Raw genomic sequence first — 23,413 nt, forward strand, 5'->3', positions numbered from 1 at the left:
AGCTCCCTTAAATCTTGCCATCGCGGCGAAGTTCGGCGAGCACGACAGTGATGCCACGCTTGTCGATGATACGCATGCCTTTGGCAGATACGCGCAGACGCACAAAACGTTTCTCTTCTTCAACCCAGAAGCGGTGATGCTGCAGGTTCGGCAGGAAACGACGACGGGTTTTGTTGTTTGCGTGGGAAATGTTATTCCCAGTCACCGGACCCTTACCGGTAACTTGACATACTCTCGACATGCCTCAGCCCTCTAAAACCACATGCCCAACCCGGCATGGGTTGGCCGCTTAATCTCTCAGTCATTTGGCGCCAGGCGCCGCGTTTCTTTAGAGGTCTTACCGGCTACACCTACAGTGAAGGAACCGGGCCCCTAGAAAAGAGCGCTGCTTTATACCAGAAAGACTGGGGTGCAACAACTTTCCGTGTGCAATCAATCCACAAAAAGACGCAGATTCTGCTCGCGAACGCCTTGGACAAAGGCCGGGACGGGGTTTTACCACTCGTCGAAGAAAACCGCTCATGCGCCCGATTCTGGCTCGTCGTTGCACCGAGCACACGCCGGAACTGCGTAAAAACGTCTCCGAAAATACAAAAGGGGATAGTCATTTGCAATCGCGACCTCTAGGGTAGGACTTTTCCAGACTGCACTTGCAGATGGGCCTTCGATCTGTAATAGGAAACCGACCATGCGCCTCGCTGCCCTACCCCTGCTGTTCGCCCCGCTCCTGCTGAGCCCTCTGGCCCAGGCCGCCGCACTGAGCGTCTGCACCGAGGCGAGCCCTGAAGGCTTCGATGTGGTGCAGTACAACTCGCTGACCACCACCAATGCGTCGGCCGATGTGCTGATGAACCGCCTGGTTGATTTCGATACTGCCAGCGGCAAGGTCATCCCGAGCCTGGCCGACAGCTGGGAAATCAGCACCGACGGCCTGACTTATATCTTCAAATTGCACCCGCAGGTCAAATTTCATACGACCGAGTACTTCAAGCCAACCCGCGAGCTGACTGCCGAAGACGTCAAATTCAGTTTCGACCGCATGCTCGATCCGGCCAATCCCTGGCACAAAGTTGCCCAAAGCGGCTTCCCTCACGCGCAATCGATGCAGCTATCGGCGCTCATCAAGAAGATCGACGCGCTGGACCCACTGACTGTGCGCTTCACACTTGATCACCCGGACTCGACGTTTCTGGCGACACTGAGCATGGGTTTCGCCTCGGTCTATTCCGCCGAATACGCCGACAAACTGTTGAAGGCCAACGCCACCGACAAGCTGAACAGCCAGCCAATCGGCACCGGCCCGTTTGTCTTCACGCGATTCCAGAAAGACGCCGCGGTCCGCTACAAGGCCAACCCGGATTACTTCCGTGGCAAGCCCGCCGTGGATCCGCTGATCTTCGCGATCACGCCAGATGCCAACGTGCGCCTGCAAAAACTGCGACGCAATGAATGCCAGATTGCCCTGTCGCCAAAACCCTTGGACGTAGAGGCTGCGCAGAAAGAGCCGACGCTGAAAGTCGAAAAAACCGACGCGTTCATGACCGCCTTCGTCGGTATCAACAGCCAGCATCCGCCACTGGACAAACCGGAAGTGCGTCAGGCGATCAACCTTGCCTTCGACAAGGCCAACTACATCAAAGCCGTGTTCGAAGACACGGCTGAAGCAGCCAACGGCCCTTACCCGCCAAACACCTGGAGTTACGCGAAAAGCCTGCCGGGCTACCCTCACGACGTAGCGAAAGCCAAGGCACTGATGACCAAGGCCGGCTTGAAGGATGGCTTCCAGACCACCATCTGGACGCGGCCGTCGGGCAGTCTGCTCAACCCGAATCCAAGCCTGGGCGCCCAGATGTTGCAATCGGATCTGGCGCAAATCGGCATTCAGGCGCAAATCCGTGTGATCGAATGGGGCGAGCTGATTCGCCGCGCCAAAGCAGGCGAGCATGACCTCTTGTTCATGGGCTGGGCCGGTGATAACGGCGACCCGGACAACTTCCTCACACCGCAGTTTTCCTGCGCCGCGGTCAAGTCCGGCACCAACTTCGCACGCTACTGCAACGCCGATCTCGACAAGCTGATCAGCGCCGGCAAGACCACCAGCGAACAAGGCGTGCGCACCAAGCTCTACGAGCAGGCGCAGGCGCAGATTCAGCAGCAGGCACTGTGGCTGCCGCTGGCACACCCAACGGCGTTCGCGCTGACACGTAAAGACGTTCAGGGTTACTCGGTAAGCCCGTTTGGCCGGCAGGACTATTCCAGGGTAAACCTCAAGTAACCGTCACGCTATAGAACCTGTGGGAACTGGCTTGGCAGCGATGAAGGCGGCACATTCAGCACGAATGTTGCCTGCCGGCTATCGCTGGCAAGCCAGCTCCCACAAGGTTGCGCATGATCCTGAGACTTACATCCAGCCGCACTCGGCCATCGACAGCGGCTCCCCCTCCCCTACGATGAAGTGATCGAGCACCCGCACATCAATCAGGTCCAGCGCCTTTTGCAAACGCTTGGTCAACAACTGATCCGCCTGACTGGGGTCGCTGTTCCCGGACGGGTGGTTGTGACAAAGGATCACCGCCGCCGCGTTATTGGCCAGGGAACGCTTCACCACCTCACGGGGATGTACGCTGGTATTGTCGATGGAGCCGCGAAACAGCGCCTCGAACGTCAACACTTGATGCTTGGAGTCCAGAAACAGACAACCAAATACCTCGTGCGGCTCGTGGCGCAGCATCGATTTGAGGTAATCGCGAACCGCCTGCGGATTCTCCAGTGCGGGTTTCCTGCGCATGCGCTCAGCCAGATGCCGACGGCCCATTTCCAGCACCGCCTGCAACTGGGCGAACTTCGCCGGCCCTAATCCCAGCTCCTTGCTGAATTGCGCAAGATCGGCCTCCAGCAACACGCGCAGGCTGCCGAATTGAGTCAACAGGTGTCGCGCAAGATCCACCGCGCTTTTTCCAGTGACGCCAGTGCGTAAGAAGATCGCCAGCAATTCGGCGTCGGAAAGGCTCGCAGAGCCCTGTTCAAGTAGCTTCTCCCGCGGGCGCTCCGCCGCAGGCCAATCGCGAATACTCATACACTTTCCCTGTCTGTGGGCGCCGCTGTTCCGTAGCGGTCGCTGTGATATCTTAGCCCATCTTTTTTGCGGGCGGATTCACCCTGGGGAGGGGGTTTCGCCACGTATGTCACCCACGAAATCAAAGGCAGACCTATGCAGCGGCTGTATCGGAAACGCATCGTTCTGGGCGTCGGCGGCGGCATCGCTGCCTACAAGAGCGCCGATCTGGTTCGTCGCCTGATCGACCAAGGCGCCGAAGTGCGTGTGGTCATGACCCATGGCGGCGCCGAGTTCATCACCCCGCTGACCATGCAGGCCCTGTCCGGGCACCCGGTTCACCTGGATTTGCTCGACCCTGCCGCCGAAGCGGCGATGGGCCACATCGAACTGGCCAAGTGGGCCGATCTGGTGCTCATCGCCCCGGCCACCGCCGACCTGCTCGCCCGACTGGCCCAAGGCATCGCCAACGATTTGCTGACCACGCTGGTGCTGGCCACCGACGCCGTCGTGGCGGTCGCCCCGGCAATGAATCAGGCGATGTGGCGCGACCCCGCGACCCAAGCCAACCTGCAACTGCTTCAAAGCCGCGGCCTGAAGACGTTCGGCCCGGCCTCCGGCAGCCAGGCCTGCGGCGACGTCGGCATGGGCCGCATGATGGAAGCTACCGATCTGGCGCAGTGCGCGGCGGACTGCTTCCAGCTTCAGGCGCTGACTGGCAAGCACGTCGTCATTACGGCCGGCCCGACCCAGGAAAACATCGATCCGGTGCGCTACATCACCAACCATAGCTCCGGAAAAATGGGCTTCGCCCTGGCCGAAGCGGCGGTGGAAGCCGGCGCCCGCGTGACCTTGATCAGCGGCCCGGTGCACCTGCCGACCCCGGATCGCGTCACGCGCATCGACGTGGTCAGTGCCCGCGACATGCTCGCGGCGTGCGAATCCGCGATCCCTTGTGACGTGTTCATTTCCTCCGCAGCGGTTGCGGATTACCGTCCGGAAGTCATCGCCCCGCAAAAACTCAAGAAAGATCCTACGAGCGGCGACGGCTTCGTCCTGCAAATGGTGCGCAACCCAGACATCCTGGCCACCATCGCGACCCGCCCCGATCGTCCGTTCAGTGTCGGTTTCGCCGCCGAGACCGAACACCTGCTCGACTACGCTGCACGCAAGCTGAAGGACAAGAATCTCGATCTGATCGTCGCCAACGACGTCGCCAACCCGAGCATCGGTTTCAACAGCGAAGAAAACGCCTGCAGCGTAATTGACCGTGAGCTTCACGCCACGGTTTTCGCCCAGACCAGCAAGAGCAAGATCGCTCGCCAACTGGTCACTTTTATCGCCGAACGTCTGAACCAGGTTTAATTTACATGCACGCTTTGCAAGCCAAGATCCTCGACCCACGCATCGGCACCGAATTCCCGCTGCCACAATACGCCACCCCTGGCTCCGCCGGCCTCGACCTGCGCGCCATGCTGGAGCAGGACATCGTGATCAAACCGGGTGAAACCGTGCTGATCCCGACCGGCCTGTCGGTCTACATCGGTGACCCGAACCTCGCCGCGCTGATCCTGCCTCGCTCGGGCATGGGCCACAAACACGGCATCGTGCTGGGCAACCTTGTTGGCCTGATCGACTCCGATTATCAGGGCCCGCTGATGGTTTCCTGCTGGAACCGCGGCCAGACCGATTTCACCATGGCCGTCGGCGAACGCCTGGCGCAACTGGTGCTTGTGCCGGTGGTACAGGCGCATTTCGAGATGGTTGAAGCGTTCGTCGAAACCGAGCGCGGTACCGGTGGTTTTGGCCATACCGGCACCAAATAATCCGCGTAGTGAACTGCCACAGGCGATTTTTTGATCCTGTTTTTTAAACAATCAAAGTCAAAAGATCGCAGCCTGCGGCAGCTCCTGCAGGGGGAAATTTGCGTTATTTCAGCGACAGGTTTTAGCACCGCCAATCAAGGTTTTGCCGGACAAAAGCCACGCCAGCCGAGGCGTCATGGCCCTTTCACACCACGAACTCTCTGTGGAAAACGCCGTCATACCCTTCAGTTTGAGCCTGCCGTCGAGTGAATCGTCGGTGTGACCCACCACTTTCGAGATGGAGCATTTCCGCAGATGAGCACCCCAGCCAAGATTGCCCCGAAGCTGCCTGACAGCATCTTCCGCGCCTATGACATACGCGGCACCGTGCCGGAATTCCTCAATGCCGAAACCGCTTACTGGATCGGCCGCGCCGTCGGATCGCAGAGCCTTGCCCAAGGCGAGCCCAATGTGTCCGTCGGTCGCGACGGCCGCCTGTCCGGGCCGGAACTGGTCGCCGAGCTGATCCGCGGTATCGCCGAGAGTGGCTGCCACGTCAGCGATGTCGGCCTGGTGCCCACTCCGGCGCTGTACTACGCCGCCAACGTGTTGGCCGGCAAGTCCGGCGTGATGCTCACCGGCAGCCACAACCCGTCGAACTACAACGGCTTCAAGATTGTCATCGCCGGCGACACTCTCGCCAACGAACAGATTCAGGCTCTGCACGAACGCCTCAAGACCAACAATCTGAGCAGCGGCAACGGCAGCGTCACCCAGGTCGAGATCCTCGACCGCTACAACACCGAGATCGTCCAGGACATCAAACTGGCGCGACGCCTGAAAGTCGTGGTCGATTGCGGCAACGGCGCGGCCGGCGTGATTGCACCGCAACTGATCGAAGCGCTGAACTGCGAAGTCATCCCGCTGTTCTGTGAAGTTGACGGCAATTTCCCCAATCACCACCCGGACCCAGGCAAGCCGGAAAATCTCGTCGACCTGATCGCCAAGGTCAAGGAAACCAACGCCGATATCGGCCTGGCGTTCGATGGTGACGGCGACCGTGTCGGCGTAGTAACCAATACCGGCAGCATCGTTTTTCCGGATCGCCTGCTGATGCTGTTCGCCCGTGACGTGGTGGCGCGCAACCCGGACGCGGAAATCATCTTCGACGTCAAATGCACCCGTCGCCTGGTACCGCTGATCAAGGAGTACGGTGGTCGGCCGCTAATGTGGAAGACTGGTCATTCGTTGATCAAAAAGAAAATGAAACAATCCGGCGCGCTGTTGGCCGGTGAAATGAGCGGGCACATTTTCTTCAAGGAACGCTGGTTCGGTTTCGACGACGGTATCTACAGCGCCGCACGTCTGCTGGAGATCCTCAGCAAGGAAAAATCCACCGCGGAGGAGCTGTTTGCGACCTTCCCGAACGATATTTCTACGCCGGAAATCAATATCCATGTGACCGAAGAGAGCAAATTCAGCATCATTGATGCATTGCACGACGCACAGTGGGGCGCAGGCGCCGACCTGACCACCATCGACGGCGTGCGAGTCGATTACGCCAAAGGCTGGGGCCTGGTGCGCGCGTCCAACACCACACCGGTGCTGGTGCTGCGCTTCGAGGCCGATGACGAGGCTGAACTGCAGCGCATCAAGGATGTGTTCCACGCCCAACTGAAACGCGTTGCACCTGATCTCCAACTACCGTTCTGATCCACCCGGAGCCCTGAATGACCCTCGAACGCGAAGCCGCCGCCCACACCGCCCAGGTCCTGTCCGAAGCGTTGCCTTACATCCGACGTTATGTCGGCAAGACCCTGGTGATCAAATACGGCGGCAACGCGATGGAAAGCGAGGAGCTGAAAACCGGCTTCGCCCGCGACATCGTGCTGATGAAAGCCGTGGGCATCAACCCGGTCGTGGTTCACGGCGGCGGCCCGCAAATCGGTGACCTGCTCAAGCGCCTGTCGATCGAAAGCCACTTCGTGGACGGCATGCGCGTCACTGACGCCGCGACCATGGACGTGGTTGAAATGGTTCTGGGCGGTCAGGTCAACAAAAGCATCGTCAACCTGATCAACCGCCACGGCGGCAGCGCCATTGGCCTGACCGGTAAAGACGCCGGACTGATTCGTGCGAAGAAGCTCACCGTTACCCGCCAGACTCCGGAGATGACCCAGCCAGAAATCATCGACATCGGCCAAGTAGGCGAAGTGGTCGGGATCAACACCGAGCTGTTGAACCTGTTGGTCAAAGGCAATTTCATCCCGGTGATCGCGCCAATCGGTGTGGGTGAGAACGGCGAGTCGTACAACATCAACGCCGATCTGGTGGCCGGTAAAGTTGCCGAAGCGCTGAAAGCCGAGAAGCTGATGCTGCTGACCAACATCGCCGGCCTGATGGACAAGTCAGGCACGGTTCTGACCGGCCTGAGCACCCAGCAGGTCGACGATCTGATCGCCGACGGCACCATCTACGGCGGCATGCTGCCGAAGATCCGTTGCGCGCTGGAAGCCGTTCAGGGTGGCGTGGGTAGCTCGTTGATCATCGACGGGCGCGTACCGAACGCGATCCTGCTGGAAATCTTCACCGACACCGGTGTGGGTACGCTGATCAGCAATCGCAAGCGTCCCTGATCGCTGAAACGTAAAGATCGCAGCCTGCGGCAGCTCTTACAGGAACTTCATTTGTATGAAGCCTCTGTAGGAACTGACGAAGTCTGCGATCTTTTTTATGCGCGCGGGAAGCGTCTGACTTAACACAGCGAAACGTCCGACATCCCCTCAGAACAAATCTCCCTAGGATCTTCCCCTCATCCACCGGAGATTTACCCATGCAAAAAGACTACGTTCCCTATGGTAGTGATGTTGCCCCAGGCACCTACGAGTGCGTGGATTGCGGCCACCAGTATTCCAATCAAGCCAAAACCTCGATGCCGCCCTGCCCGCAATTTCGCAAGACCGCGCACGTTCTGAACGGCTGGAAGATTCTGACCGGACAAGGTGACGCTCCTAATGATCCCTATCCACAGAAAACCGATAAGCCTTCCGGCATCAAGAGCGCCGAGGTCATTACGCCCTCGCACAAAAAATAACCCCGGAGCGCCTGAGCCATGCAGATCTCGTTCACGATCGACGCCGACGCTTTCGAGCTGGAACAAAAGGAACCGGTGAAAAAGACCTTGCGCATCGGCGATGCGGAAATCACCCACGCCCTCCAGCGTATTGCCAAGGCGAGCCTGACCGAATACCTGAAAATGCTGGTCGAGGGCGGGATGCCCAGCCGGGCCGACGAGGCCAAACAGGATCGCCTGCTTTATCTGATTCAAAGCTACTTCGGGCAGACTTTACCGACTGAATCGCAGATCTCGACCATCTTCCAGTTGACGCAGAGCCAGAGCAAAACCTTGCTGAAAAACACCGTGTCGCGCTTTCGTAATCAGCTCGACGACATCCTGCAGCACAGCATGCGTGCGGTGGTCGATTCTGCGGAGCATGCAAAGGATGTCTATCTGGTCGTCATTAACTCAGACGTGATCCGCGATGAACTGAACATGCTGATCACGCAAAACGAGCCGACCTTCAAACCCATCACCAAGCGCAAGGGCAGTGCCGGGCAGTTTGAGATCAGTGAGGATTCCCACGATTTGTTGTGCGCAACGCTGGGACTCAATGCCGTTCAGTGACATCGTCGCGGTCAGTGGCTTGCTGCTGACCCTGACCACCTTCATGTTCAATCTGGCCTGGCCCAAGCTCAATGAGGCGTTGGCGCTGGATGAACACCAAACCGGCCCGCAGAACAAAAAACGCAGCCGCGAGAAGGTCAAGAATGCTGTTTATTTGCTTGCGTTGCCGCTGACAGGCGCCTTCGTAGCGCTGTTTTACGTCAACCTGCCGGCTGCCGTGGGCATTGTTTGCAGCAGCACGCTGGATCTATGGAACTTCGATATTGATCGAACGCTGTACGTAATGGTGGTTATAGCGCTGTTGGCATTTGCGCTGATTAGTGCAGGATTGACGCTGAGACTGCTAGAAAAGTGGCGCAGTCTGCGTTAGCCGAAAAAAAGACCCCGTTCAGTCAGACTGAACGGGGTCTTTCTTTGCCTGCGATCCCTGTAGGAGCTGCCGAAGGCTGCGATCTTTTGATTTTGATTGTGTCAAAAAATCGCAGCCTTCGGCAGCTCCTACAGGGGATTGCGTCAGGCCAGAATCTGCGTCAAACGCCGAACTGGGCGCGGTACGCTTCCACGGCTGGCAAATGCTGCTTGAGCTGCGGATCGTCAGCGAGGAACTCCAGCACCTGATTCAGCGAAACAATGCTGATGACCGGGATGCCGAAATCGCGCTCCACTTCCTGGATTGCCGACAACTCACCGTTGCCGCGCTCCTGGCGGTTCAGGGCGATCAGCACGCCAGCTGCCTTGGCACCGTCCTGGGAAGCGATGATCTGCATCACTTCGCGGATCGCGGTACCGGCGGTGATCACGTCGTCGATGATCAGCACATCACCGGTCAGCGGGGCGCCAACCAGACTGCCGCCTTCGCCGTGGGCCTTGGCCTCTTTGCGGTTGAAGCACCATGGCAAGTCACGGTCGTGATGCTCGGCCAGCGCGACGGCGGTGGTCGCTGCCAACGGGATGCCTTTGTACGCCGGGCCAAACAGCACGTCGAAAGAAATGCCGCTTTCGGCAATGGCTGCGGCGTAGAACCGACCCAGCTGCGCCAGGGCCGAACCCGTGTTGAACAGGCCGGCATTGAAGAAGTAAGGACTGGTGCGCCCGGACTTCAGGGTGAACTCACCGAAGCGCAAAACGCCGCGATCGATGGCAAAACGAATGAAATCGCGCTGATACGCTTGCATGAAAAAAACCCCAAATACCACGGATTTAGCTAATTAGCTTGACGCCGTGTATCATACACGCACGCGATTTTTGGGGCCATTTATGCGGATCATCAGTGTGAACGTCAATGGTATTCAGGCTGCAGTCGAGCGTGGTTTGCTCAGTTGGCTGCAAGCACAGAATGCCGACGTCATCTGCCTGCAGGACACCCGTGCCTCCGCCTTTGAACTGGATGACCCAGCCTTCCAACTGGATGGCTACTTCCTTTATGCCTGCGATGCTGAAGTCCCCGCCCAAGGTGGCGTGGCTTTGTACTCGCGGTTGCAACCGAAGGCTGTCATCAGCGGTCTCGGTTTCGAGACGGCCGACCGCTACGGGCGCTACCTGCAAGCAGATTTCGACAAAGTCAGTATTGCCACCTTGCTGCTTCCTTCGGGGATGAACGGCGATGAGGACTTGAACCAGAAGTTCAAGCTCATGGACGACTTCGGCAAGTACCTGGACAAACAGCGGCGTAAACGTCGCGAGTACATTTATTGTGGCTCGCTGTATGTCGCGCAGCAGAAGCTCGACATCAAGAACTGGCGCGACAGCCAGCAATCCCCGGGCTTCCTGGCGCCAGAACGCGCCTGGATGGACGAGATTGTCGGCAACATGGGCTATGTAGATGCCCTGCGCGAAGTCAGCCGTGAAGGCGACCAGTACAGCTGGTGGCCGGACAACGAACAGGCCGAGATGCTCAATCTGGGCTGGCGCTTCGACTACCAGATCCTGACTCCAGGCCTGCGGCGCTTTGTGCGCAGCGCACGCCTGCCGCGTCAGCCTCGGTTCTCGCAGCACGCACCGCTGATCGTCGACTACGACTGGACACTGACCATCTAAGCGTCGATTCAGACAAAAAATGCCCGTATCGCGAGATACGGGCATTTTTTGTGCCTCAGACTAAAGTAGTCCGAAGCTCAGACGGCGACAAAAAACGGCAAGACCAGGTACAGCTTGATCACGATGACATTGATAATGTCGATGAAGAATGCACCCACCATCGGCACCACGAGAAACGCAATCTGCGAAGGACCGTAGCGCTGCGTCACCGCCTGCATGTTGGCGATGGCCGTCGGTGTCGCACCCAGCCCAAAACCACAGTGCCCCGCTGCCAATACCGCCGCGTCGTAGTTACGGCCCATCATTCTGAACGTCACGAAAATCGCAAACAGCGCCATGACCAGTGTTTGCGCAGCCAGGATGATGAATATCGGTAGTGCCAGTGCCGCCAGATCCCACAGCTTGAGCGACATCAAGGCAATTGCCAGAAACAGCGACAGGCTGACATTCCCCAACACCGAGACTTCGCGCTCGAACACCTGATACAAGCCCAGCGCTGATAGCCCGTTACGCAGAACGACACCCACGAACAAGACGCAGACAAATGTCGGCAACTCAAATGCGGTGTCGTGCAGAAGACCATTGAGCAAATTGCCGGCCAACAGACTGACTGCAATCAGCGCCAGTGTCTCGATAAACGAGAACGGGGTGATCGAGCGCTCTTTGTTCGGCTGCTCGAAACCTTTTGGTAATCGCGGTGTTTCTTGCGGCTGGCATCCGGGCACTCGAACACGCTTGATGAGCAGGCGAGCCACGGGACCACCAATCAACCCACCCAACACCAGACCAAACGTCGCAGATGCCATGGCGAGTTCGGAGGCGGATGCCAGACCGTACTTATCACTAAACACCGTGCCCCACGCAGCGCCTGTGCCATGACCGCCCGCCAGCGTTATCGAACCTGTCAGTAGACCCATCAACGGGTCCAGCCCCAGCGCAGTGGCAAGACCGATGCCCAAGGCATTCTGAACCACCAGCAAGCCGGTCACCGCCAGCACGAATATGCCCACTACACGCCCGCCTTTCTTCAGGCTCGCAAAATCGGCACTCAAGCCAATAGTGGCGAAAAACGCCAGCATCAAAGGTGTTTGCAGTGAAGTGTCGAAGCGAACCTCGATGTCGAACGTTCGCAGCAACAGAAGAGCCAGCGCCACGACCAGGCCGCCGGCGACGGGCTCAGGAATATTGTAATTACGTAGAAAAGCAATACGTGTAACAAGTCCGCGCCCTAGCAAAAGCACCAGGGAAGCGGCCACAAGCGTTCCATAAAAATCGAGCTGAATCATTGGGATTATTCTTGGCTAGATATTCAGAGGCGAACTTTATACCTGTCCACACCTCATGAATTGGCTGACTTTCTCAACACTGATTGAATTGGATTTCAAGGACCTTCGCTGGCCTGAATACATCGAAATATTCTGCAGGAATATGACGTGCGGGGACTTTAACAACCACTCCGCCTGATTGCCAAGGACATGGGCAGTACTATGTTGGCGCAGTTGTGACTAAAGATGTAAGAGGCTGATGTATATAGCAATCTCAACTACCGCTCATCGCAGCGAGATCATTCCTACACACTTTTCAAACAGATTTAATTGCAAAAATGCAAATCTTTTATAGGCGTTGATTGCTACTTGATCAGTCGCCAAGTAAACGGATAACGATAGGGAAAACCTTCGTTAGCTTTCACACCACCGATGATCGCCAAAACCAACGCAGCAATGGTGACCAGTCCATAAAGGAAGAAACCTACGATGACCAGCATCAGCAGAATGCAGATCGCGGTAACAATTGCGACGGTGATCTGAAAATTCAGCGCCTCTTTGCCCTGTGCATCGATAAACGGATCCGACTCACGCTTCATCTGCCACAGAATCAGCGGCCCGATCAGATTGCCGAAAGGAATCCAGATCCCCAGCAAGGCGGACAAGTGACAAAACATCGCCCACTGACGAACCTCCTGGCTCGGTTTGGGCAGCAGCTCTTGGTCACTCATCGCGTCCTCCTTGCGGGTTATCAACCTGATCAGTCAGCCAGTGCTGACTTCTGCAGTTCGAAGATTTCGTTCATGCCTTTCTTGGCCAGTTCCAGCATGGCGTTCAGGTCTTCTGGCTGGAACGGCGCCCCTTCAGCAGTGCCTTGCACTTCGATGAAGCCACCGGAGCTGGTCATCACCACGTTGAGGTCGGTTTCAGCGGCGGAGTCTTCAAGATAGTCCAGATCCAGCACTGGCTCGCCTTGATACATGCCCACCGATACAGCGCCGATCATTTGCTTGAGCGGATCGCCGCCCTTCAGGCCGCCGCGCTTCTTGATGACCTTCAACGCATCGACCAGGGCCACCATGGCGCCGGTGATGGAGGCAGTGCGGGTGCCGCCATCAGCCTGGATCACGTCGCAGTCGACATAAAGGGTAACGTCGCCCAGCTTGGACATATCCAGCGCCGCGCGCAGGGACCGGCCGATCAGACGCTGGATTTCCAGAGTGCGGCCGCCCTGCTTGCCGCGACTCGCTTCACGCTGGTTACGCTCGCCGGTGGCGCGCGGCAGCATGCCGTACTCGGCAGTCAACCAGCCCTGACCCTGGCCTTTGAGGAAACGCGGCACGCCGTTTTCGACGCTGACGGTGCAGATGACTTTGGTATCACCGAATTCGACCAGTACGGATCCCTCGGCGTGTTTGGTGTAGTTGCGGGTAATGCGGATCGAGCGGAGCTGATCGGCAGCGCGACCACTTGGACGTTTCATAGGAAATACCTGTACTGGGGACGGAAAACTGCCGAGCATTATAGAGCGGTGCACCGCCACTGGGCACGGGTTAAAAATCCGCGACGACGACCGAAGGGTCTCAAACACTTATTACCGACGGGCTGCAGCCCTTTGTCACACCGTATGTTTGGGCGCATTCGCCGCACTGCGCTACAATCCTGCGCCTTTGCTGCCAGTCGGCTTAAATTCATTGATATCGCGCCTGCGGAATTCAGTTTCCGCGCCGATTTGCATTGCGAGGTCACCGCCATGGTGCACAGCATGACCGCCTTCGCCCGCGTCGAAAAAGCCGGCGCACAGGGCACCCTGAGCTGGGAATTGCGCTCGGTCAACAGTCGCTATCTGGAACCGCACCTGCGTCTGCCGGAATCGTTTCGCGACCTCGAAGGGGCCGTGCGCGAAGCACTGCGTCAGGGCCTGTCGCGGGGCAAGCTGGAATGCACCCTGCGATTCACTGAAGAAAGCACCGGCAAAACGCTGCAAGTTGATCGCGAGCGCGCCGCGCAATTGGTCGCCGCAGCCGAAACGATTGCCGGTCTGATCAAGAATCCTGCTGCACTCAACCCTCTGGAAGTGCTGGCCTGGCCCGGCGTTCTGGTCGCCGATGCCAGTGACCCGCAAGCACTGAATGCCGAAGCCCTGGCCCTGTTCAATCAAGGGTTGAAGGAACTCAAGGCCGGCCGTGAGCGTGAAGGCTCGGAGCTGGCACGGCTGATCAACGATCGCCTGACTTCCATTGAAGAAGACGTCGTGACCCTGCGTGAACTGGTTCCGCAGATGCTCGCCACCCAACGCCAGAAAGTCCTCGACCGCTTTGCCGACATGAAGGCCGAGCTGGATCCGCAGCGCCTGGAACAGGAAATGGTCATCCTCGCGCAAAAGAGCGATGTGGCCGAAGAACTGGATCGCCTGAGCACTCACATCATAGAAGTACGCCGCGTGCTTAAATCCGGCGGTGCAGCCGGACGGCGCCTCGACTTCCTGATGCAGGAGCTCAACCGCGAAGCCAATACACTGGGCTCCAAGGCCTTCGACCCGCGCAGCACCCAGGCGGCCGTCAACCTCAAAGTGTTGATCGAGCAGATGCGCGAACAAGTACAGAATATTGAGTAAGGCTACCCCGACATGACCCACAGCACCGGCACCCTGTACATCATTTCCGCGCCATCGGGCGCGGGCAAGAGCAGCCTGGTCAAGGCTTTGACCGATGCCAATCCGGAGATCCGCGTGTCGATCTCCCACACCACCCGCGCCATGCGCCCGGGTGAAGTGAACGGCGTGAACTATCACTTCGTAACCCGCGAAGCCTTCGTAAAGATGGGCGAGCACGGTGATTTCCTCGAACGCGCCGAAGTCTTCGGCAACTTCTACGGCACCTCGCAAAGCCATCTGCAACAGACCCTCGATGAAGGCCACGACCTGATTCTGGAAATCGACTGGCAGGGCGCCGAGCAAGTGCGCAAGCTGATGCCGCAGGCGCGCTCGATCTTCATTTTGCCGCCATCGTTGCAGGCCTTGCACCAGCGTCTGACCAATCGCGGCCAGGACAGCGACGAGATCATCGACGGGCGGATGCGCGAAGCGGTCAACGAGATGAGCCACTACGTCGAATACGACTACCTGATCATCAACGACGACTTCGCTCATGCGCTGGACGATCTGAAGGCGATTTTCCGCGCCAATCAGTTGCAACAGAAACGCCAGCAGGTGCGTTTCGGTAAATTACTGGCCGAATTGCTCGGTTAATCAGCGCTTCCCAAAAGCGCTGCAAGGGCTTTACATTGGCACTTGCAGCGCGTTGAAGAGGTTGATCAAAAAATCAGCGCTTCCCTAATCGCTGGTGTTTTTTTAAACTGCTCAGTCCGCTCGCCCAACCGGGCAGCGCGCATATTGCATTCGCTCCGAGGAATACCATGGCCCGCGTAACCGTTGAAGACTGCCTGAACCACGTGGAAAACCGTTTTGAGCTGGTCATGCTCTCTACCAAACGTGCCCGTCAACTGGCCACCGGCGGCAAAGAGCCACTGGTTCAGTGGGAAAACGACAAGCCTACCGTTGTAGCGCTGCGTGAAATCGCTGAAGGCCTGATGAGCTACGAGTTCATCGCCGAGCAGGAAATCGTCCAGGATGAACCGCTGTTCGCAGCGTTCGAGGACGAGTCCAACGAGGCCGTCTAAGCCTATGCCTGGTCGACGTAGCACGGCGCAGGGTCACAACGTACGGCAGGAGTCATCATGCCGAGCATAGACGCCCTCGCCGATCGCTTATCGACCTACCTCGGCAATGACCAGGTCAACCTGGTCCGCCGAGCGTATTTCTACGCCGAACAAGCCCACGACGGCCAACGCCGACGCAGTGGCGAGGCGTATGTCACGCATCCTCTTGCCGTGGCAAATATCCTTGCCGACATGCACATGGACCATCAGAGCCTGATGGCTGCGATGCTGCATGACGTGATCGAAGACACCGGTATCGCCAAAGAGGCGCTGCAAGCGCAGTTCGGTGAAACCGTGGCCGAACTGGTCGACGGGGTCAGTAAGCTGACCCAGATGAACTTCGAGACCAAGGCCGAAGCCCAGGCTGAAAACTTCCAGAAAATGGCCATGGCCATGGCACGCGACATCCGCGTGATCCTGGTCAAGCTCGCCGACCGCCTGCACAACATGCGCACGCTGGAAGTGCTGTCCGGAGAAAAACGCCGCCGGATCGCCAAGGAAACCCTCGAAATCTACGCGCCCATCGCCAACCGCCTGGGCATGCATGCCATTCGCATCGAATTCGAAGACCTCGGCTTCAAGGCCATGCACCCGATGCGTTCCGCGCGGATCTACCAAGCGGTCAAGCGCGCTCGGGGCAACCGCAAGGAAATCGTCAACAAGATCGAAGAATCCCTCGGCCATTGCCTCGCTATCGACGGCATCCAGGGCGAAGTCAGCGGTCGCCAGAAACACCTCTACGGCATCTACAAGAAAATGCGCGGCAAGCGTCGGGCCTTCAACGAGATCATGGACGTCTACGCGTTCCGGATCATCGTCGACAAGGTCGACACCTGCTACCGCGTACTGGGTGCTGTGCATAATTTGTACAAACCGTTGCCGGGGCGCTTCAAGGATTACATCGCGATCCCCAAGGCCAACGGCTATCAGTCGCTGCACACCACGCTGTTCGGCATGCACGGCGTACCGATCGAGATCCAGATCCGCACCCGCGAAATGGAAGAGATGGCCAACAACGGCATCGCCGCCCATTGGCTGTACAAATCCAGCGGTGACGAGCAGCCGAAGGGCACTCATGCACGCGCCCGCCAGTGGGTCAAAGGCGTGTTGGAAATGCAGCAACGGGCCGGCAACTCGCTGGAATTCATCGAGAGCGTGAAAATCGACCTGTTCCCGGACGAGGTCTACGTGTTCACGCCAAAAGGCCGGATCATGGAGCTGCCGAAAGGCTCCACGGCCGTCGACTTCGCCTACGCGGTGCACACCGATGTCGGTAACAGCTGCATCGCCTGCCGGATCAACCGCCGCCTCGCACCGCTGTCCGAACCGCTGCAAAGTGGCTCCACGGTCGAGATCGTCAGCGCTCCCGGCGCACGACCGAACCCGGCCTGGCTCAACTTCGTGGTCACCGGCAAGGCGCGCACGCACATTCGCCATGCGCTGAAACTGCAACGCCGCTCCGAGTCCATCAGCCTCGGCGAACGCCTGCTCAACAAGGTACTGAACGGTTTCGACAGTTCGCTGGAGAAGATTCCGGCCGAGCGCGTCAAGGCGATGCTCACCGAGTACCGCCTCGAACTGATCGAAGACTTGCTCGAAGACATCGGTCTAGGCAATCGCATGGCCTACGTGGTCGCCCGTCGCCTGCTTGGCGAAGGCGAGCAACTGCCTAGCCCGGAAGGCCCGCTGGCGATTCGCGGCACCGAAGGTCTGGTGCTGAGCTATGCCAAGTGCTGCACGCCGATCCCGGGCGACCCGATTGTCGGGCACCTGTCGGCGGGCAAAGGCATGGTCGTGCACCTGGACAACTGCCGCAATATCAGCGAAATCAGGCACAACCCGGAAAAATGCATCCAGCTCTCGTGGGCCAAGGATGTCACCGGCGAATTCAACGTCGAACTGCGTGTCGAGCTGGAACACCAGCGCGGCCTGATCGCCCTGCTGGCCAGCAGCGTCAACGCAGCCGATGGCAATATCGAGAAAATCAGCATGGACGAACGCGATGGTCGTATCAGCGTCGTCCAACTGGTGGTCAGCGTTCACGACCGTGTGCACCTGGCCCGTGTAATCAAGAAACTGCGCGCACTGACCGGGGTGATCCGCATCACCCGCATGCGTGCATAAGTCCACCATTACAAGGAGTCATGCATGACCAAGACAGTTATCACCAGCGACAAGGCCCCGGCCGCCATCGGCACTTACTCCCAGGCGATCAAGGCTGGCAACACCGTCTACATGTCGGGCCAGATCCCGCTGGACCCAAAAACCATGGAACTGGTTGAAGGCTTCGAAGCCCAGACCGTCCAGGTGTTCGAGAACCTCAAAGCCGTGGCCGAAGCCGCTGGCGGTTCGTTCAAGGACATCGTCAAACTGAACATCTTCCTCACCGACCTGAGCCACTTCGCCAAGGTCAACGAGATCATGGGCAAATACTTCGACCAGCCGTACCCGGCCCGCGCCGCCATTGGCGTTGCTGCCCTGCCAAAGGGTTCGCAGGTTGAAATGGATGCCATTCTGGTCATCGAGTGATGCGCACGGCGCGGCCTTCATACGCCGCGCCGACTGCTCTGCAAGAAAGGTTTTGAAAGGATTCCACCATGCGCAAAGCGCTTGCTCTCTCGCTGTTCGCCATTTTCCTCGGCGGCTGCGCCAGCGACCCTGCCGACCGTGACATCAGCGGCACCTGGATCAATCAGGTGGCGATCGATGCTGCCACCCAGGGCGGCTCCCTGCGCGAAGCGCTTCAGGCTTACGGCCCGAACCTGGAATGGGACGTCAACACCAAGGCCGGCCAGGCCCGCTACACCAACGGTTTTGAGAAAGTCGAAGGTCGGCTGCTGGGCGAACAGTCTGGTGCCTGGAAAGTCGACTTTTATGGCAGCTCCGCCAGCGAGCTGAAACGCGACGGCAATCAACTGCAACAGGCCGCCAGCGACAACGAACCGGAACAGCTCTTCGACCGCGCACAGATCCCGGTGCCAGAAGGCGCGCCGATCGGTGCGAGCTTCGAACGCGCGCTGTATTCAACCTACATGGGCGGCACCTGGAAAATCGCCAATGGTCAGGGCGAAGGCGGCACCGTGCAGTTTCAGGCCGACGGCCAGGTCTCCGGCCTGCCGGGCGCCGATCGTTACGCGTTGTGCCTGGCGGGCGATTGCGCATCGATGAGCAGTGGCAACGACAGCATGTGGTTGCAGCAGAACGGCCAAGGCAACAACTGGATCTTTGTGCGCAAGGGCAAGGAACTGGAAATCCTGCAAGCGGTGAACACCGCTCTGGCGGATGAACAACCGCAGTTCACCGCAGGTGAGCGCAAGTGGTTGCTCGAGAAGCAGTAACCCGCTGCTGAAATCATCGAAGATCCAAATATGGGGGCGAGCCTGCTCGCGTAAGCGGCGTCACAGTCAGCAGAGATGTTGAATGTGACGACCCTTCGCGAGCAGGCTAGCTCCCACAGTTGTGTTGTGGAGCCTGAGATTCAGCATTTACCTTCGAGAATCGCCGCATACCCTTCTCGATAACTCGGATACTTTGGCGCCCAACCCAGCGCTTTCGCCCGCGCGTTGCTGCAACGCTTGCTACCGGTACGCCGAACGCTTTCATCTTCCGACCATCCAGTGACACCCATAAACTCGCGCAGCCAGCCCACCACCTCGGCCAGCGGCGCAGGCGCATCATCGACACCGATGTAGACCGGCTCAAGCGCCACGCCCCGACGGTCAGCCTCAAGCAGAAACGCCAGCAACCCCGCCGCGTCATCAACATGAATGCGATTGCCATACAGTGGCGGATCAACGGCCACTCGATAGCCACGCCGTACCTGAGTCAACAGCCATTCCCGGCCCGGGCCGTAAATACCGGTCAGGCGCAGGATGCTCGCCGGGATACCACTGTTGAGCGCTACCTGCTCCGCTTCGAGCATCAACCGACCTGAGTAACCGGAAGCGGCGGTCTCGCTCGTTTCATCAACCCACTCGCCGTCCAGCTGGCCAAAAACACTGCTGCTGGACACGAAAATCAGCCGATCCGGTACTTGACCATAGTCGTCCAGCCAACTCAGTACATTCTGCAAACCCTGCACATAAGCCGCGCGATAACCGGCCTCATCGTGATCGGTGGCGGCGGCGCAATACACCAGGTAATCCACGGCACCGACCGGCCAAGTCGCCGGGCAGTCTTCATTGAAAAGGTCGCCGGCAACGCCGATGACCCCTTCAGGCAGACGCGAGACATTTCGGCGCAAGCCATGAACTTCCCAACCGGCAGCCAACAATTGCGTGGCCAGACGGCTACCGACATCACCACAACCGGCGATCAAAACAGAAGGCGCGGACATCAAAAAACTCCCATCGGAAAGGCACAGACTAGCCTCGGCAGAGGACGAGCGGCTAGCAATGAAGGAAAAAAAGTTACTCTATTACTTTTGTTAACAAGAATTACTTGCAATAATGCCTGCCACTTTTGTTCTCGGCCTCACGAGGCCTGGAAGAGCATTACCGTTTTTCTATCTCAGGTCCGGCCAGCATGAATCGTAATCAAATCCCCGCTTCGCCAACCAAACGACCTCGCGCCTGGAGCGCGGTGGCGGCTCTGTTGCTCAGCCTGATGCTGTCGCCAACCGCCGCTTTCGCCGACGCTCAGGCACCTGCTGCTCCAGCCGCCTCCGAACAGAGCGCTCCAGCGGCGGCTGCACCGGATGCAACAGCTCCGGTTCAAACCCTCGACGCCACACCTGCCGACGCGCCAGAAGCAGCCGACAACACCCTGGGCATGGCCCACGACCTGTCGCCTTGGGGCATGTACCAGAACGCCGACATCATCGTGAAAATCGTGATGATCGGCCTGGCCATCGCTTCGATCATCACCTGGACCATCTGGATCGCCAAGGGCTTTGAGCTGATGGGCGCCAAGCGTCGTCTGCGTGGCGAAATCGCCGCCCTGAAAAAAGCCACCACGCTTAAAGAAGCCAGCACCACTGCCGCAAAAGAAGGCACCCTTGCCAACCTGCTGGTCCACGACGCCCTTGAAGAGATGCGCCTGTCGACCAACAGCCGCGAGAAAGAAGGCATCAAGGAACGCGTCAGCTTCCGTCTCGAGCGTCTGGTCGCAGCCTGCGGTCGCAACATGAGCAGCGGCACCGGCGTGCTGGCCACCATTGGCTCCACCGCACCGTTTGTCGGCCTGTTCGGCACCGTGTGGGGCATCATGAACTCCTTCATCGGCATCGCCAAAACCCAAACCACCAACCTTGCAGTTGTGGCACCCGGTATCGCTGAAGCGCTGCTGGCCACCGCACTGGGGCTGGTGGCTGCGATTCCTGCGGTAGTGATCTACAACGTGTTCGCGCGCTCCATCGCCGGTTACAAGGCGCAGGTCTCCGATGCCTCGGCAGAAGTCCTGCTGCTGGTCAGCCGTGACCTCGATCACCAGCCTGAGCGCAGCTCGCAACCGCGCATGGTGAAAGTGGGGTAATCGGCCATGGGCCTGCATTTGAAAGAAGGCGCAGACGACGATCTGGCCGAGAACCACGAAATCAACGTCACGCCGTTCATCGACGTGATGCTGGTGCTGTTGATCATCTTCATGGTGGCCGCGCCGTTGGCCACTGTGGATATCAAAGTCGACCTGCCCGCCTCGACCGCCAAGCCGGCGCCGCGGCCAGAGAAACCGGTGTTCCTCAGCGTCAAGGCTGATCAGCGCCTGTTCCTGGGCGAAGACGAAGTGAAGCCTGAGACTCTGGGCGCCACCCTCGACGCCCGCACCAAAGGCAAGAAAGACACCACCATCTTCTTCCAGGCCGACAAAGGCGTGGATTACGGCGACCTGATGAGCGTGATGGATAACCTGCGCTCTGCCGGTTACCTGAAGGTTGGTCTGGTGGGACTTGAGAGCGCAGTCAAAAAATGATCACGACGCGCCATAAGCTGACGCGTTACAGCGGTAGCCTGGCCGTGGTGCTGGGCGTTCACGCGCTGGCCATCGCGCTGGCGCTGAACTGGACCACCCGCCCGCCCATCGAACTGCCTCCCCAGGCAATGATGGTCGAGCTGGCCCCGGTTCCAGCCCCGCCACCGCCAGCTCCGCCAAAAGTCGTCACCCCGCCGCAGCCACCGGCTCCGGTTGAAGAACTGCCGATTCCGAAACTGGCCGAAGCACCGAAAGCCGAAATCGCGGTGCAGAAACCAAAACCGAAGCCAAAGCCTAAACCGCCGAAGCCTGTCGAGAAAAAGCTGCCCGATCCGCCGAAGGAAAAGCCTTCCGAGGAAAAACCGGCCGACACACAACCGACTCAGGCGCCAACGGAGAAATCCGCTCAACCTGCGCCAGGCCCGTCGCCAGCCCAGATGGCTGCCAAGGCCAGCTGGCAAGGCACCCTGCTTGCGCATTTGGCCAAGTACAAAAAGTACCCGCAAAGCGCACAGGCTCGGGGCAAGGAAGGCTTGAATCGTCTGCGTTTCGTGGTTGATGGCGAAGGCAACGTGCTGTCGTTCGAACTGGTGGGCCGCTCCGGCAACGCCGATCTGGACCGGGCCACCCTGGAAATGATCCGCCGCGCACAACCGCTGCCCAAGCCGCCGGCCGACATGTTGACCAATGGCTCGATTGAAATTGTTGCGCCGTTTGTTTACTCGCTGGAACGGCGTCGCTAAGACACACCGCAATACCTGCTCGCGAAGAGGCCGTGTCAGTCGGCATATTTTTTCTGGCACACCGCTTTCGCGAGCAGGCTCGCTCCCACAGTGGCTATCCGCAAGCCGATAGATGCAGCCAAAAAGGCACTGAAAGGTGCCTTTTGCATATCTATGCACGGCAAACCGGCATTGCCCTGTGTCGCACTCCTCCCTCAGTCTGATAACGTGCGTCTATCGATTGCAGCCGGTATGCTTGGCCCGCATCTTCATGGACGCTTGCTATGACCCTCACAGAATTACGCTACATCGTCACCCTCGCCCAAGAGCAGCATTTCGGCCACGCCGCCGAAAAATGCCACGTCAGCCAACCGACCCTGTCGGTGGGCGTGAAGAAACTTGAAGACGAACTCGGTGTGCTGATTTTCGAGCGCAGCAAGAGTGCCGTGCGTGTGACGCCGGTCGGCGAAGGCATCGTCGCCCAGGCGCAAAAAGTACTGGAACAGGCCCAAGGCATTCGCGAGCTGGCCCAGGCCGGCAAGAACCAGCTGACGGCTCCGCTGAAAGTCGGCGCGATCTACACCGTTGGCCCGTACCTGTTTCCACACCTGATTCCACAACTGCACCGGGTCGCCCCGCAGATGCCGTTGTATATCGAAGAAAACTTCACCCACGTGCTGCGCGACAAACTGCGCAACGGCGAACTCGACGCGATCATCATCGCCTTGCCGTTCAACGAAGCCGACGTGCTGACCCTGCAACTCTATGACGAGCCGTTTTACGTCTTGATGCCAGCGCAGCACCCGTGGACCCAGAAAGAAACCATCGACGCCGGCCTGCTCAACGACAAGAGCCTGTTGCTGCTCGGCGAAGGCCACTGCTTCCGCGATCAAGTACTGGAAGCCTGCCCGACCCTGACCAAGGGCAGTGACGGCGCCAAGCACACCACGGTCGAATCCAGCTCGCTGGAAACCATTCGCCACATGGTTGCCTCCGGTCTGGGCATCTCGATCCTGCCGTTGTCCGCGGTCGACAGCCATCACTACGCCCCGGGCGTGATCGAAGTGCGGCCCTTGTCGCCGCCGGTGCCATTCCGCACCGTGGCGATTGCCTGGCGCGCGAGCTTCCCACGGCCCAAAGCCATCGAGATTCTCGCCGACTCCATTCGCCTGTGCTCGGTGGCCAAGCCAGCGGCACCGGTTACAGCCGGTTAAGCG

At 58.9% G+C, this 23,413-nt stretch carries 25 protein-coding genes and 1 pseudogene; 19 read left to right on the top strand and 7 right to left on the bottom strand.

Annotation, left to right across the window (positions count from 1 at the left end; genetic code table 11):
- Positions 1-7 precede the first annotated feature (7 nt).
- Positions 8-241: a 50S ribosomal protein L28 gene (gene rpmB / locus H8B20_RS11490; protein ID WP_007920377.1), complete on the bottom strand. Its 234-nt coding sequence runs from the start codon at positions 239-241 to the stop codon at positions 8-10.
- Positions 242-688: 447 nt separating this feature from the next.
- Here rpmB and H8B20_RS11495 point away from each other — a divergent pair, with 447 nt between their 5' ends.
- Positions 689-2,275 carry an ABC transporter substrate-binding protein gene (locus H8B20_RS11495; protein ID WP_210623187.1) on the top strand — a complete coding sequence of 529 codons (1,587 nt, stop codon included), beginning with the start codon at positions 689-691 and terminating at the stop codon, positions 2,273-2,275.
- A gap of 126 nt (positions 2,276-2,401) precedes the next feature.
- Here the strand turns inward: H8B20_RS11495 and radC are convergent, their stop codons facing one another.
- On the bottom strand, positions 2,402-3,076 hold the full coding sequence (gene radC, locus H8B20_RS11500) for a RadC family protein (RefSeq protein ID WP_042561750.1): 675 nt from the start codon (positions 3,074-3,076) through the stop codon (positions 2,402-2,404).
- A 135-nt stretch (positions 3,077-3,211) separates the two neighbouring features.
- Between radC and coaBC the strand changes: the two genes are divergently transcribed.
- The 7 genes and pseudogenes from coaBC (at position 3,212) to H8B20_RS11535 (ending at position 8,915) form a co-directional block, all read left to right on the top strand.
- Positions 3,212-4,420, top strand: a complete 1,209-nt coding sequence (gene coaBC, locus H8B20_RS11505) for a bifunctional phosphopantothenoylcysteine decarboxylase/phosphopantothenate--cysteine ligase CoaBC (RefSeq protein ID WP_210623188.1) — start codon at positions 3,212-3,214, stop codon at positions 4,418-4,420.
- 5 nt (positions 4,421-4,425) lie between these two features.
- A complete protein-coding gene (dut, locus tag H8B20_RS11510) occupies positions 4,426-4,881 on the top strand; it encodes a dUTP diphosphatase (protein WP_042561752.1) in 456 nt (151 codons plus the stop codon).
- A gap of 288 nt (positions 4,882-5,169) precedes the next feature.
- Positions 5,170-6,573, top strand: a pseudogene (locus H8B20_RS11515) (phosphomannomutase/phosphoglucomutase); the annotation flags it as partial.
- 17 nt (positions 6,574-6,590) lie between these two features.
- Positions 6,591-7,496, top strand: a complete 906-nt coding sequence (argB, locus tag H8B20_RS11520; protein WP_003229488.1) for an acetylglutamate kinase — start codon at positions 6,591-6,593, stop codon at positions 7,494-7,496.
- 197 nt (positions 7,497-7,693) lie between these two features.
- Complete coding sequence (locus H8B20_RS11525; protein ID WP_210623190.1) at positions 7,694-7,954, top strand: hypothetical protein; 261 nt, start codon at positions 7,694-7,696, stop codon at positions 7,952-7,954.
- Between the two features lie 18 nt (positions 7,955-7,972).
- Complete coding sequence (locus H8B20_RS11530) at positions 7,973-8,545, top strand: hypothetical protein (protein WP_210623191.1); 573 nt, start codon at positions 7,973-7,975, stop codon at positions 8,543-8,545.
- Positions 8,532-8,915 (top strand): hypothetical protein, encoded by a 384-nt coding sequence (locus tag H8B20_RS11535; RefSeq protein WP_210623192.1) that lies wholly within the window; start codon positions 8,532-8,534, stop codon positions 8,913-8,915. Before H8B20_RS11530 ends, H8B20_RS11535 begins: the two co-directional genes overlap by 14 nt.
- Before the next feature lie 160 nt (positions 8,916-9,075).
- Here the strand turns inward: H8B20_RS11535 and pyrE are convergent, their stop codons facing one another.
- Positions 9,076-9,720, bottom strand: coding sequence for an orotate phosphoribosyltransferase (pyrE, locus tag H8B20_RS11540; protein WP_041071932.1), 645 nt, complete (start codon positions 9,718-9,720; stop codon positions 9,076-9,078).
- 82 nt (positions 9,721-9,802) lie between these two features.
- Here pyrE and H8B20_RS11545 point away from each other — a divergent pair, with 82 nt between their 5' ends.
- Positions 9,803-10,582: an exodeoxyribonuclease III gene (locus H8B20_RS11545; RefSeq protein WP_007920349.1), complete on the top strand. Its 780-nt coding sequence runs from the start codon at positions 9,803-9,805 to the stop codon at positions 10,580-10,582.
- Positions 10,583-10,659: 77 nt separating this feature from the next.
- Here the strand turns inward: H8B20_RS11545 and gltS are convergent, their stop codons facing one another.
- From gltS to rph, 3 genes are all read right to left on the bottom strand, one after another.
- Positions 10,660-11,868: a sodium/glutamate symporter gene (gene gltS, locus H8B20_RS11550; RefSeq protein ID WP_210623193.1), complete on the bottom strand. Its 1,209-nt coding sequence runs from the start codon at positions 11,866-11,868 to the stop codon at positions 10,660-10,662.
- 344 nt (positions 11,869-12,212) lie between these two features.
- The gene (locus tag H8B20_RS11555; RefSeq protein WP_042561756.1) at positions 12,213-12,578 is read right to left on the bottom strand and encodes a DUF4870 domain-containing protein; all 366 of its coding nucleotides are present in this window, start codon (positions 12,576-12,578) and stop codon (positions 12,213-12,215) included.
- Positions 12,579-12,607: 29 nt separating this feature from the next.
- The gene (rph, locus tag H8B20_RS11560) at positions 12,608-13,330 is read right to left on the bottom strand and encodes a ribonuclease PH (protein ID WP_042561757.1); all 723 of its coding nucleotides are present in this window, start codon (positions 13,328-13,330) and stop codon (positions 12,608-12,610) included.
- A gap of 270 nt (positions 13,331-13,600) precedes the next feature.
- On the opposite strand from rph, the gene H8B20_RS11565 reads away from it, so the two are divergent.
- The 6 genes from H8B20_RS11565 (at position 13,601) to H8B20_RS11590 (ending at position 18,905) form a co-directional block, all read left to right on the top strand.
- The gene (locus H8B20_RS11565; RefSeq protein WP_150593444.1) at positions 13,601-14,464 is read left to right on the top strand and encodes a YicC/YloC family endoribonuclease; all 864 of its coding nucleotides are present in this window, start codon (positions 13,601-13,603) and stop codon (positions 14,462-14,464) included.
- Positions 14,465-14,476: 12 nt separating this feature from the next.
- Positions 14,477-15,097 (top strand): guanylate kinase, encoded by a 621-nt coding sequence (gene gmk / locus H8B20_RS11570; protein ID WP_042561759.1) that lies wholly within the window; start codon positions 14,477-14,479, stop codon positions 15,095-15,097.
- 167 nt (positions 15,098-15,264) lie between these two features.
- Positions 15,265-15,528 carry a DNA-directed RNA polymerase subunit omega gene (gene rpoZ, locus H8B20_RS11575; protein WP_016985812.1) on the top strand — a complete coding sequence of 88 codons (264 nt, stop codon included), beginning with the start codon at positions 15,265-15,267 and terminating at the stop codon, positions 15,526-15,528.
- Positions 15,529-15,585: 57 nt separating this feature from the next.
- A complete protein-coding gene (gene spoT, locus H8B20_RS11580) occupies positions 15,586-17,691 on the top strand; it encodes a bifunctional GTP diphosphokinase/guanosine-3',5'-bis pyrophosphate 3'-pyrophosphohydrolase (RefSeq protein WP_007920338.1) in 2,106 nt (701 codons plus the stop codon).
- Between the two features lie 24 nt (positions 17,692-17,715).
- A complete protein-coding gene (locus H8B20_RS11585; RefSeq protein ID WP_003229509.1) occupies positions 17,716-18,096 on the top strand; it encodes a RidA family protein in 381 nt (126 codons plus the stop codon).
- A 68-nt stretch (positions 18,097-18,164) separates the two neighbouring features.
- Positions 18,165-18,905, top strand: a complete 741-nt coding sequence (locus tag H8B20_RS11590) for a hypothetical protein (RefSeq protein WP_047304166.1) — start codon at positions 18,165-18,167, stop codon at positions 18,903-18,905.
- Between the two features lie 140 nt (positions 18,906-19,045).
- Here the strand turns inward: H8B20_RS11590 and H8B20_RS11595 are convergent, their stop codons facing one another.
- A complete protein-coding gene (locus H8B20_RS11595) occupies positions 19,046-19,903 on the bottom strand; it encodes an SDR family oxidoreductase (protein WP_210623194.1) in 858 nt (285 codons plus the stop codon).
- Positions 19,904-20,091: 188 nt separating this feature from the next.
- On the opposite strand from H8B20_RS11595, the gene exbB reads away from it, so the two are divergent.
- The 4 genes from exbB (at position 20,092) to H8B20_RS11615 (ending at position 23,410) form a co-directional block, all read left to right on the top strand.
- Positions 20,092-21,039 carry a tonB-system energizer ExbB gene (exbB, locus tag H8B20_RS11600; protein ID WP_210623195.1) on the top strand — a complete coding sequence of 316 codons (948 nt, stop codon included), beginning with the start codon at positions 20,092-20,094 and terminating at the stop codon, positions 21,037-21,039.
- Positions 21,040-21,045: 6 nt separating this feature from the next.
- Positions 21,046-21,474, top strand: a complete 429-nt coding sequence (gene exbD, locus H8B20_RS11605; RefSeq protein WP_103302606.1) for a TonB system transport protein ExbD — start codon at positions 21,046-21,048, stop codon at positions 21,472-21,474.
- Positions 21,471-22,217 (top strand): TonB family protein, encoded by a 747-nt coding sequence (locus tag H8B20_RS11610; RefSeq protein ID WP_042561764.1) that lies wholly within the window; start codon positions 21,471-21,473, stop codon positions 22,215-22,217. Before exbD ends, H8B20_RS11610 begins: the two co-directional genes overlap by 4 nt.
- A gap of 263 nt (positions 22,218-22,480) precedes the next feature.
- The gene (locus H8B20_RS11615) at positions 22,481-23,410 is read left to right on the top strand and encodes a hydrogen peroxide-inducible genes activator (protein ID WP_042561765.1); all 930 of its coding nucleotides are present in this window, start codon (positions 22,481-22,483) and stop codon (positions 23,408-23,410) included.
- Positions 23,411-23,413: the final 3 nt, after the last annotated feature.

The sequence above is a fragment of the Pseudomonas sp. P42 genome, from assembly GCF_017973755.1.
GTDB lineage: Bacteria > Pseudomonadota > Gammaproteobacteria > Pseudomonadales > Pseudomonadaceae > Aquipseudomonas > Aquipseudomonas iridis.